The organism is Streptomyces sp. NPDC057654 (genome assembly GCF_042800135.1).
Lineage (GTDB): Bacteria > Actinomycetota > Actinomycetes > Streptomycetales > Streptomycetaceae > Streptomyces.
Map to the genome: position 1 here is coordinate 1 of NZ_JBHVHQ010000255.1, position 9,928 is coordinate 9,928.

Below are 9,928 nucleotides of genomic sequence, written 5' to 3' on the forward strand. Positions count from 1 at the left end.
GCCTTCTCACCGCTCCGCGGCGCGACGGCGCCGCGCCGGCGCAGCGGTCCGCGCGCGCCCTGCCCGCGCCCGACGGCCGCGAGTCCGTCGCAGCGGCTCTGCCCGTAGAGCTGGAAGGGCTCCCTGAAGCCGTGGTTCTCGGCGTAGTGGTCGGCGGGTGGCCGCCGGTCGCGCTCCGAGGTGTCGACGGTCGCGGTCGGCGACGGCGTGCGGCTCTCGCCGGGGCAGGGGAAGTTCGCCGGGGTGCTCGGCCTGGCCACGGTCGGCGCGGGTGTGGCGGCACCAGCGCCCGCGCCCGCCCCGGCCCGCTCCGTTCCGCACCCCGCCGCGAGTACGGCCGCGAGCGCCAACGGCAGCACCCTGAGTCCCGCTCTGCTCAGCTTCATGCACCAATTGTCCCCTGTGCCGTGGCCGAGGATGACACCGAGGGCGACCGAGGGGAGCCGGGGAGGCGGCTTTCAGCCGCGGGCGGCGCTGCCCGCCGTGAGCCCGCTCAAGGACGTCAGGGTCCGGTCCAGCCAGGCCAGGAATCGCGGATGGTCCGTCACCATGTGGCCCGCCGGGGCGGTTTGGACCTCGCAGCGGGCCGTGGTCTCCTCCGCCCACCTGCTCAGCCCTGCCGGGTCGACCAGCGGGTCGCGGTCCCCGGCGAAGACGTGGACCGGGCAGTTCAGCACCGGGTGGCGGCCGCGCCGGTAGAGCTCGGCGAGCCGGGCGTCGGCGCGCAGCACGGGCAGGAAGGGTTCGATCAGCTCCGGCTTGCCGGCCAGCGCGGCCGGTACCCCGTCGAGCGTCCGCAACCGCTCGATCAGCCGCTCCCGCGGCAGCGCGTGCAGCGGGAGCGCCGGGTGCGGGACGCCGGGACCGTTGCGCCCGGAGACCAGCAGGACGGCCGGCTCACCGGGGCCGGGGCGCAGGGCATGGGCCAGTTCGTAGGCGAGGAGCGCGCCGAAGCTGTGCCCGTAGAGCAGATACGGGCCGTCGGCCTCGGCCCGTACACGCGCGGCGAGGTCGGCGACGAGGGCGGCGAGGCGGGCGGGCGGCGGCTCGTCCCAGCGGGCGCCGCGGCCGGGCAGTTCGACGGGGTGCACGCGGACGTGGGCGGCTACGCGGCGCTTCCACGGCCGAAACCCGGCGGCGCTGCCGCCCGCGTGCGGCAGGCAGAAGAGCTGCGGCCGGGCGGCCCGGCTCCGTACGCCCGCGACGGACCCGCCCGCCGTAGCGTCGGGCCCGGCTGTTCCACGGTCGGTCATGGCTCCTCTGTCTCTGCGCGGCGGATACGCCGAGCGCTCGGCGTGACAGTCGTACTCGCCGTATCAGTCGTACTCCCCGTGCCCGGCGAGGAGCCGCTCGGCCACGGGAGCGAGGAGGGCGATCAGGCCGTCCAGGTCCACGGAGGCGAGCGGTTCGACGGGCGTGATGTGGCGTACGACCATCAGGCCGATGAGCTGGGCGCCGATCATCACGGTGTGCGGGCAGGGCCCGCCGGCGTCCGGGGACACGCGGCTCACGACGTCGGCCAGATAGCGCCCCGCCGCCTCGTGCGTCACGGAGCTGCGGATCAGGGCGAGCACGGCGCTGCGCCACTCCGGCGATTCCCACAACGGCAGTTCGCGGCAGAGCAGTTCGGCCCCGCCGCGCGGGCGGCCGTCGGCGTCCGGGCCGCCGCTGTCCCGTACGGCGCCGTCCGAGCCGTCCCACCCTGCGGTCAGCAGCTCGGCGGCCTCGCGCAGGGCGGCGGTGAGCACGCCTTCGCGGGAGCCGAAGTAGTAGTGGACGAGGCTGGTGTTGACGCCCGCGCGGTCGGCGACGCCGCGTACGGTGCTGCCGCCGTAGCCGTGTTCCGCGAGCTCCTCGCGGGCGGCCCGCAGGATGAGCGTGCTGCTGGCGGTGGCGTGGGGGCCGGGCCGCCGGGGCCACTTGGCGGCCTCACCCCCGTACGGCATCGAGCCCTCCTTCGGCGGACACGGCGGACAGCACGGCGGCGAGCTGGGACTCCAGGCTGAACCCCTGGAGCCGGCAGCCCCTCGCGCTGCTCGCCATGGCCAGCCGCTCCATCGCCCCCGACTCGCACAGCACCGCCAGCCCCAGCAGTTGCGCGGCGGCCACGGCGCGGCTCAGCTCGTCGTAGCCGGGCCGGTCCGGGCCGAGTGCCGCGTCGTCCGAGCGGTCGCCGCACTCCCCGCTGCACTCCCAGTCGTACTCCCCGCCGCCGCCCGTGCCGGCGTCCGGTTCGAGATCGCGCAACAGGGTGGTGACGAAGGAGGCCAGCCGGTACCCGGTCGGGCCGTCGGTCATGGCGGAGGCGACGAGGGCGCGCCGGGCGAGGGGGTCGGTCCCCCACAGGGCGGTGAGCCGTGAGGTGAGCCAGGCCGCGTCCGATCCGGTGTCGGGGGCGAGCCGGTCGGGACCGGGAGCCCCGTCGTCCGGCTCGGGCTCCCCCTGGGCCCGGACGGGGCGGCGGCCGGGCTGGAGGGCCGTGTGCAGCAGGCGGCTGCGGGAGCCGAAGTAGTGGTGGAGCAGCCGGATGTCGACCTGTGCCCGCTTGGCCACATTGCGGGTCGAGGTGCCGTTGTAGCCGTGGGCCGCCAGTTCCTCGCGCGCGGCGTCCAGGATGCGGTCTCTGGTCGGCCGACCGGTCATATGGCGCCCACCCCCTGGGAGATGTAATTCATCTGTCAGTGAGTTAATACAGTAGGTGATCCTTTGAGTACGGGACACCCTCGGGACGAGGACGCGGCGACGGGGCCGATGACTCTTGGCCAAAGCTCTCGGTCCCCGCCGCCTCGGGTCGGGACTGGGTCAGGACTGGGGGTCGGGACCCGGTCAGGAGCGGTCCGCGGGATCGCCCTGGAGGGAGACCACCAGCCGGGATATCGCGTCGAGATTCTTGAAGTGCGCGCCGACTATCCGCTCCGGCGGAATGGAGATCCCATATCGGTCGAGAATGAAGGAGATCAGTTCCGCGGTGGTGAGCGACGTGAGAATCCCCCATTCCAGAAGCGGGGAGCCGGGCTGGAGTCCCGTTTCCCCGTCGGGGAGGAAGCGCGCCTCCACATACCCCGTCAGCTCGGCGATGACCTCGTCGTACCCGTATGGGATGGTGCTCTCCGGCATGCGTATGACCTCCGGGAATCCGATCCTCGAAAAAGGTGAAGGGCTGATTGCCACGCGGACCGCGATGCCCGCGCTTCTCACCCTAGCCAGCGTGCCCGGCCATCTCATCGGCTCCGTTGATGAATTCGGGAACCGTCCTTTCTGATGAGTTCCCGAATATCCCGGTGCGGCCGGCGGCGGCGTGGCGGTCGATACGGCCTTCGGGGAGTTCCCCGGCGAGGGCGACAGCGACGGCGGCGGCCAAGCCCCGCCCCAGCGGCACGTCCTGGACGAGATAGCGCCCGGCGCCGGGCCCCTCGACCCGGACGACCGCGGCGCCCGTCTCATACGGCCGTACGTCCAGCCGCGCGAGGCCGCCCGCGAGGCCGGTGCCGACCGCTTTCAGCACCGCCTCCTTACGGACCCAGCAGCGGTAGAAGCGCTGCCTGCGGCCTACGGGGCCGGCGGCGTCGACGACGGCTTCAACGTAATCCCGCTCGCCCGGTGCGAGGCAGCTGTCGACCAGCCCCGCGAACGCGCCGAGTGGCCGGATCTGTTCGACGTCGGCCCCCACGCGCTGCCCCTCGGGGGCGACCGCCAGCAGCCAACTCGACCCACTGCGCGAATGGTTGAAGCGGAGCGCGGTGTCCGGCGCCGCGACGCCCGGACGGCCGTGCCCGGCGTCGCCGCATCCCGGGCAGGGCTCGCGGCCGTACCGGATCGCGCCGGGCGGGCAGTCCAGCAGCCCCGCCAGGATCCGCCGGACGCGGGCGTGGGCGTGCACGTAGTGACTGGTCTCGGCGGGGCGCATGAAGCGGCGGGCGCGCTGCCGTTCCTCGGGCGAGAGGACCGCCCAGTCCGCCGCCGAGGGCGGGACGGCGGTGCCGTGCCACAGTCGCAGCCCCGGCAGGGCGCGCGCGTACGCCCGTAACGGCACTTCCTGCCGCGCCAGTTGGAGCGCAGCCGTCCCCCGCGACCGCGTCATGGCCGGGCGTCCACCGGCGCGGGCAGCCCGCCGTCGCCTTCCGGAGGCGCCCCGCCCCTCGCCTCCCGGTCGCCGGCTCCGCCGTCCGATTCCCCTTCAGGAGCCGGGGCCAGGACCGGGGCGGCCGGGGGCCGGGTGACGCCCAGCCAGTGCAGCAGCGGGCCGGCCATGGCCGTGGTGACCAGGGCCATGAGCACCATCATGGTGAACATCTCCTGGTCGATGACGCCCAGTTCGCGGCCGATGGAGAGGATGACGATCTCGGTCAGGCCGCGGGTGTTCATCAGCGTGCCGAACGCCCCGGCGTCCCGCCACGACATCCCCGACATCCGGGCGGGCAGCACGGTCCCCGCGTACTTGCCCGCCACGGCCACGAGCAGGATCAGCCCGAGGGCGGCCAGGCCGCCGAGGCCGAGCAGCCCCACGTCCACGGAGAGCCCGGTGACGATGAAGAACACCGGCAGCAGCAGCGTCACGATGCCGCTCAGAGGCGTCGCCACCCGTCGGTGCAGCCGCTCCCGCGCCTCGCGCGGCATGATCAGACCGAAGGCGAACGCGCCGAAAATGGCGTGGATGCCGATCCAGGAGGTCGTCCAGGCGGACAGGAAGACGCCGGAGGCGATCAGGACGAGCAGGTTCGCTCCGGAGGCGGCGCGCGGCGCCCGCGTGAGGAGCTGCCGCAGCAGCGGCCGTACGACGAGGACCATCGCCAGCGCGTACGCCGCCGTGAGCCCGACGACGGTGAGGAAGTGCCCCGGCCCGTCCGCTTCGGAGACCGCGACGACGAGCACCAGCACGCACCAGGCCAGCACGTCGCCCACCGCGGCGCAGGCCATCGCCATGGAGCCGACGCGGGTGCCGGTGAGCCCGCTGTCCGTGATGATGCGGGCCAGTACGGGAAAGGCGGTGATGGCGAAGGCCGTGCTCAGGAAGAGGACGAAGGCGGTGGTGCTCCGGCCGGCGCCCGCGTACCGGCCGGCGAGCAGGGCCGCCGCCCCGGCGCCGAGCACGAACGGCACGGCCATGGAAAGCCCGGCCATCGCGCCGACGGACCGGCCGCGGCCGCGCAGTCGGCCGAGATCCATCTCCCAGCCGGCCAGGAACATGAACAGGAGCAGCCCGACCTGCGCCACCGCCGAGAGCATCGGGCGGGCGTCGGCGGGGAAGATCCGGCCGGGCAGGTCGCCGGGGAGCAGCCCGAGCAGGCTGGGCCCGAGCACGATGCCGATGGCGATCTCGGCCACCACCGGCGGCTGACGGACGCGCTTGCTCAGCCGGACGAACAGCCGGCCCGCGAGCAGCACGATGGCCACATCCGCCATCGCGATCGCCTCTGTCGGAAGTCCTTCCGCCGCCATCTGTCCTCCAGCCCCCTCGGTGCGCCGTCGCGGCGCGTCCGATCACCCGCACGAGGGTCGAAATTCTTCCGAGCCGCCAGGGCCGCCGCCATCGGCCATGGGAGGGAAACCCGCCGCTCTCCGGTCAGCACTGTTGCGGGGACCGGGAGGAGGAGCTCCAGCAGAAGGGATGAATTACCGTCCTTCCGGACGCGGTTCGACCGGGCGGCGTGGCACGGTGATGGCGGGCGGGGCGTCCTGCGGAGCCTTGCGCGGGTGGGGGTGGAGCGCGCGATCGCTCCGCCGGCCGACCGGTCCGGCGCCGGGATCACATCCCGGCGCACCGCCGGTCCGGCGGCCCGGACGCCCCGCCACCATTTCCCGACCTCCGCGCGCCACTGCCCCCGTGACGACACATCAAACAACCACGCTACGGGGAGTCCCATGGATTTCGGCTGGAGTGCTGATCAGGAAGAGCGGCATCGGCGGACGCTGGACGCGGTGCGCGCGGCCTTCCCCGCCGGGCGGGCGCCGCGCGAGCCGTTCGCCCGTACGGACTGGGCGACGCTCGGGCGGCTGGGGCTGCTCGGCGCCTGCCTGCCCGACACGTACGGCGGGCAGGGGCTGGGCGCGCTGGACACCGCGCGGCTGTACGAGGCGCTGGGCGAGGGGTGCGACGACACGGGGCTGGTCTTCGCGGCGAGCGCGCACCTGTTCGCCTGCGCGGTGCCCGTCGACCGGTTCGGCTCGGACGACCTCAAGTCCCGCTGGCTGCCGGGCATGTGCTCCGGAGAGGTAGTCGCGGGCAACGCCATGACCGAGGACGGCGCGGGCTCCGACGTCTCCAGGCTCCGGATGACGGCGGTGCCGGCGGACGGCGGTTATGTGCTGAACGGCCGCAAGAGCTTCGTCAGCAACGGTCCGGCCGCCGAGGTGTTCGTCACCTACGCGACGACCGACCCGGAGGCCGGCCACCTCGGGCAGACGGCCTTCGCGGTCGCCGCGGACACGCCGGGCGTACGGGCGGGCGCGCCGTTCGACAAGATGGGCCTGCGCTCCACCCCGGCGTCCGCGGTGACCTTCACCGACTGCTTCGTGCCGGCCGCTTCCGTGCTGGGCGCGCCGGGCATGGGGGCGACCGTATTCCAGCACTCGATGGGCTGGGAGCGGGCCTGCCTCTTCGCCGGGTACGTGGGGATGATGGCCCGTCTGGTGGCGCGGGCATCCGAACACGCCCGGTCGCGGCGTCAGTTCGGCCGTCGGCTGGCCGGGTTCCAGGCGGTGTCGCACCGGATCGTCGACATGGCGATGCGGCTGGAGAGCGCGCGGCTGCTGCTCTACCGCGCGTGCTGGGAGATGGACCGGGGGCGGCCCGCGCGGCTGGCCGTGGCGCTGTCCAAGCTCGCCGCGTCCGAGGGCGCGGTCGCCAACGCCCTGGACGCCGTACGGATCTTCGGCGGGCGCGGCTATCTCACGGACTGCGGCGTGGAGGCGGAGCTGCGCGACGCGGTGCCGAGCCTCCTCTTCTCCGGCACGTCGGAAATCCAGAAGGAACTGGCGGCGAAGGAGTTGGGACTGTGATGCTCCATCAGCTGGTCATCGACGCGGCCCGGCGCGATCCGGGGGCGCTCGCGGTGCACGCCCCCGACGGGCGGCTGACGTACGGTGAACTGGACGCGCTCGCCGACCGCTGCGCCGCCGCGCTCGCCGCGCGGGGCGTGCGGCCGGGCGACCGGGTGGTGCTGTGGGCGGGGAAGAGTACGCGCGCCGTGGCGCTGATGCAGGGGTGTCTGCGGCTCGGCGCGGTGTACGTGCCGGTGGCCGACTCCAATCCGCCGTCCCGCGCGGCCCTGATCAGCCGGGGCTGCGGCGCGGCGCTGACCGTGACGGACGCGGACGGCGCGGTACGGGCCGGGGGCGACGGGTCTGTGGCACACGCCGGCGGTGCCGTACGGGCCGGGGGCGCGGGGCCGGAGGCGGCGGAGGTCCCTTGGGGCGCGGGGCCGCTGGTGACCTTCGACGAGCTGCTGACGCCCGCGAACGGCGCGGCGGCTGTGGCGGCCGGCGAGGCCGTGGCCGACCGCTCCCCCGACGATCTCGCCTATATCCTCTACACCTCCGGGTCGACCGGCGAGCCGAAGGGCGTGTGCCTGAGCCACCGCAACGCTCTCGCGTTCGTGACCTGGGCGTCCGAGCTGCTGGGGCTGGGCCCGGCCGACCGGCTCGCCAACCACGCCCCGTTCAACTTCGATCTCTCGGTCTTCGACCTCTACGCCGCGTTCCACGCCGGCGCTTCGGTCCATCTGATATCCAGTGAGCTGGCGTACGCGCCGGAGCAGTTGGTGCGTTTCCTCCGCCGCAACGAGCTGACGGTCTGGTACTCGGTGCCGTCCGCGCTGTCGCTGATGATGACCAAGGGCGGGCTCTTCGAGGAGGCGCCGCCGCCCGCGCTGCGGGTCTGCGTCTTCGCCGGGGAGCCGTTCCCGCTCCCCCAGGTGAAGGAGCTGCGCGCGCGGTGGCCGAAGGTGCGGATGTTCAACTGGTACGGGCCCACGGAGACCAATGTCTGCACGTCGTACGAGGTGGGGGCGGACGTGGCGGAACGGTCGGCGGACCTGCCGATCGGGACGGTGTGTTCGGGCGACTCGCTGAAGCTGGCGCCGCAGGAGGCGGACGGCGAGTACGAACTGCTGGTCTCCGGGCCGTCGGTGATGCTCGGATACTGGGGCCGGGAGCCGCACCGCGGCCCGTACGCGACCGGTGACATCGTGCGGGTCGGCGACGGCGGGAACCTGGAGTTCGTCGGCCGCCGCGACCATCTGGTCAAGGTGCGCGGCCAGCGGGTGGAGCTGGGCGAGGTGGAGAGCGTGCTCGGCGCGCATCCGGGGGTGGCGGACGCGGCGGTGGTCGTCGTCGGGTCGGGCCTGGAGGCGGCGCTCCACGCGGTGGTCACCAAGCGGGGGCCGGACGCGCGGGTGTCGCTGCTCGGGCTCAAGGAGTTCTCGGCGCGGCGGCTGCCCTCGTACATGATCGTGGACGCGCTGCATGTGGTCGACGAGCTGCCGCGTACCGGAAACGGAAAGAAGGACCGCATGCGAATGGCCCGGGACATCGCCCCGGGCCAATGATTTTCCGGAGGATTTCCTGGGAAATCCAGGAAATTCCGGGGTGCCGGCGGGAGCCCGTCGCGGTAATTCGCGCTCCCGCTGTCATCCCGCCGGCTTTCATCTCATCTCGATCTTCGTCCCATCGACTTTCATCCCGTCGACTTTCGTCCCACCGGCCTTCATCCCACCGGCGCCACCGGCAGTCCGGCGGCCAATCCGGCGGTGCGCACCATGCCGATCTCGTATGCGTAGATCACGGCGTGCACGCGGTTGCGCAGGTCCAGCTTGTCGAGCATGCGCTGGACATGGGACTTGACCGTGCTCTCGCTGACGAAGAGCACGTCGGCGATCTCCGCGTTGCTACAGCCGCGGGCGATGAGCCGGAGCACATCCACCTCTCGGCGCGTCAGCCGCCCCAGCCGTTCGCGGCCGGGCTCCTTCTCGTTCCCCTTCTCCTCGCCGTCGGCCGGGGCCGGAGCCGGGGCCGACCAGTCGACGAGCCGTCGGCCGCGGCAGGGGAACAACAGCGAGTACCCCGCCGCGACCAGCCGGACCGCGGCCACGATCTCGGCCGGGGAGGAGCGGTTGAGCAGCAGCCCGCGGGCCCCGGCCCGCAGCAGTCGCTGCACCTGGTCGTCGAACTCGCCCACCAGCACCAGGGCCGGCGCGCCCGGGACGGCCGCCCCGAGGAACCGGATCACCTCGGCCGCGTCCAGCGAATTCGTCTCGGAGTCTATGACGACGACGTCGGGCCGCAGAGCAGCTACGCTTTTTTCGATCTGCGACATCTCTCCGGCGTCCCCGGAAACCTCAAGATCCGGCTTGCCTTCGAAGAGCATGCGGTAGCCGGCCCTGATAACCGTTCTATCACTGATGATTAATATGCGCATGCAGTAAAGCACCCCCGTACTGCGCCTCATCGCTTAGTCAAGGTAACATGGGGAGGGTGCGAAGGGAACCTTTCGTCACAGGATGAGTTACCGTGCCGCACGGTTCGGCAATTATACTGACTCGTAATATTGAGCCCGATATTCCGCCGGGAACGATCAATACCGGAGGGCGCTTCTGGATACGGGGGCGGGGTTCCAGGGGCGGATTTCAGACGGCTTCGCGGTCCTCCGTGCCCAGCGCACCCACCATGTGGTGGCGGATATTGGGCGCGACGGCCGCCACCACGACCTCCCGCGGGGCGTCCGCCAGCGGCTGGAGGCGCAGCACGTACCGGGCCATCGCGAGGCCGAACAGCTGGCTCGAAACGAGCGAGGCGCGCAGCGGCAGTTCCGCCGGGTCGACGGCCGTCCCGAGGCGGCGCACGACCCGGCGCGCGATCTGGGTGGTGAAGAATTCACGCAGCAGCAGCGCCTGCCACGGGTGGGAGACCGCGCCGCGCAGCAGCCCGAGGA

10 protein-coding genes and 1 pseudogene are annotated in these 9,928 nt (G+C 72.9%); 2 read left to right on the forward strand and 9 right to left on the reverse strand.

The genetic code is table 11. The annotated features are described in order from the left end of the window. The 7 genes from ACFU99_RS20010 to ACFU99_RS20040 form a co-directional block, all read right to left on the reverse strand. A partial coding sequence (locus ACFU99_RS20010; protein ID WP_384393740.1) for a hypothetical protein occupies positions 1-386 on the reverse strand: 386 nt, incomplete at its 3' end. Positions 387-458: 72 nt separating this feature from the next. Continuing rightward, positions 459-1,253, reverse strand: a complete 795-nt coding sequence (locus ACFU99_RS20015; RefSeq protein WP_384393743.1) for a thioesterase II family protein — start codon at positions 1,251-1,253, stop codon at positions 459-461. A 63-nt stretch (positions 1,254-1,316) separates the two neighbouring features. Then, positions 1,317-1,946 carry a TetR family transcriptional regulator gene (locus tag ACFU99_RS20020; protein WP_384393745.1) on the reverse strand — a complete coding sequence of 210 codons (630 nt, stop codon included), beginning with the start codon at positions 1,944-1,946 and terminating at the stop codon, positions 1,317-1,319. Continuing rightward, complete coding sequence (locus ACFU99_RS20025) at positions 1,930-2,643, reverse strand: TetR/AcrR family transcriptional regulator (RefSeq protein ID WP_384393748.1); 714 nt, start codon at positions 2,641-2,643, stop codon at positions 1,930-1,932. The genes ACFU99_RS20020 and ACFU99_RS20025 overlap by 17 nt, the downstream gene beginning before the upstream one ends. A 183-nt stretch (positions 2,644-2,826) precedes the next feature. Then, positions 2,827-3,117 carry an acyl carrier protein gene (locus ACFU99_RS20030; RefSeq protein ID WP_384393751.1) on the reverse strand — a complete coding sequence of 97 codons (291 nt, stop codon included), beginning with the start codon at positions 3,115-3,117 and terminating at the stop codon, positions 2,827-2,829. An 82-nt stretch (positions 3,118-3,199) separates the two neighbouring features. Then, positions 3,200-4,081 (reverse strand): 4'-phosphopantetheinyl transferase family protein, encoded by an 882-nt coding sequence (locus ACFU99_RS20035; RefSeq protein ID WP_384393754.1) that lies wholly within the window; start codon positions 4,079-4,081, stop codon positions 3,200-3,202. Next, positions 4,078-5,403, reverse strand: coding sequence for a cation:proton antiporter (locus ACFU99_RS20040; protein ID WP_384393757.1), 1,326 nt, complete (start codon positions 5,401-5,403; stop codon positions 4,078-4,080). The genes ACFU99_RS20035 and ACFU99_RS20040 overlap by 4 nt, the downstream gene beginning before the upstream one ends. A 459-nt stretch (positions 5,404-5,862) precedes the next feature. Here ACFU99_RS20040 and ACFU99_RS20045 point away from each other — a divergent pair, with 459 nt between their 5' ends. Together ACFU99_RS20045 and ACFU99_RS20050 are read left to right on the forward strand one after the other, a co-directional pair. Then, positions 5,863-6,999: an acyl-CoA dehydrogenase family protein gene (locus ACFU99_RS20045; RefSeq protein ID WP_384393760.1), complete on the forward strand. Its 1,137-nt coding sequence runs from the start codon at positions 5,863-5,865 to the stop codon at positions 6,997-6,999. After that, on the forward strand, positions 6,999-8,546 hold the full coding sequence (locus ACFU99_RS20050; protein ID WP_384393763.1) for an AMP-binding protein: 1,548 nt from the start codon (positions 6,999-7,001) through the stop codon (positions 8,544-8,546). The genes ACFU99_RS20045 and ACFU99_RS20050 overlap by 1 nt, the downstream gene beginning before the upstream one ends. 158 nt (positions 8,547-8,704) lie before the next feature. Here the strand turns inward: ACFU99_RS20050 and ACFU99_RS20055 are convergent, their stop codons facing one another. Both ACFU99_RS20055 and ACFU99_RS20060 read right to left on the reverse strand, forming a co-directional pair. Beyond that, entirely contained in the window at positions 8,705-9,445 is a 741-nt protein-coding gene (locus ACFU99_RS20055) for a LuxR C-terminal-related transcriptional regulator (RefSeq protein ID WP_384393766.1), read from the reverse strand. 178 nt (positions 9,446-9,623) lie between these two features. Next, positions 9,624-9,928 (reverse strand): annotated as a pseudogene (locus ACFU99_RS20060) (hypothetical protein); the annotation flags it as partial.

What these genes read in the sequence shown, in the direction of transcription:
- ACFU99_RS20015 (WP_384393743.1), bottom strand. Translation starts at nt 1,253, where the DNA reads ATGACCGACCGTGGAACAGCCGGGCCCGACGCTACGGCGGGCGGGTCC.
- ACFU99_RS20020 (WP_384393745.1), bottom strand. Translation starts at nt 1,946, where the DNA reads ATGCCGTACGGGGGTGAGGCCGCCAAGTGGCCCCGGCGGCCCGGCCCC.
- ACFU99_RS20025 (WP_384393748.1), bottom strand. Translation starts at nt 2,643, where the DNA reads ATGACCGGTCGGCCGACCAGAGACCGCATCCTGGACGCCGCGCGCGAG.
- ACFU99_RS20030 (WP_384393751.1), bottom strand. Translation starts at nt 3,117, where the DNA reads ATGCCGGAGAGCACCATCCCATACGGGTACGACGAGGTCATCGCCGAG.
- ACFU99_RS20035 (WP_384393754.1), bottom strand. Translation starts at nt 4,081, where the DNA reads ATGACGCGGTCGCGGGGGACGGCTGCGCTCCAACTGGCGCGGCAGGAA.
- ACFU99_RS20040 (WP_384393757.1), bottom strand. Translation starts at nt 5,403, where the DNA reads ATGGCGGATGTGGCCATCGTGCTGCTCGCGGGCCGGCTGTTCGTCCGG.
- ACFU99_RS20045 (WP_384393760.1), top strand. Translation starts at nt 5,863, where the DNA reads ATGGATTTCGGCTGGAGTGCTGATCAGGAAGAGCGGCATCGGCGGACG.
- ACFU99_RS20050 (WP_384393763.1), top strand. Translation starts at nt 6,999, where the DNA reads ATGCTCCATCAGCTGGTCATCGACGCGGCCCGGCGCGATCCGGGGGCG.
- ACFU99_RS20055 (WP_384393766.1), bottom strand. Translation starts at nt 9,445, where the DNA reads ATGAGGCGCAGTACGGGGGTGCTTTACTGCATGCGCATATTAATCATC.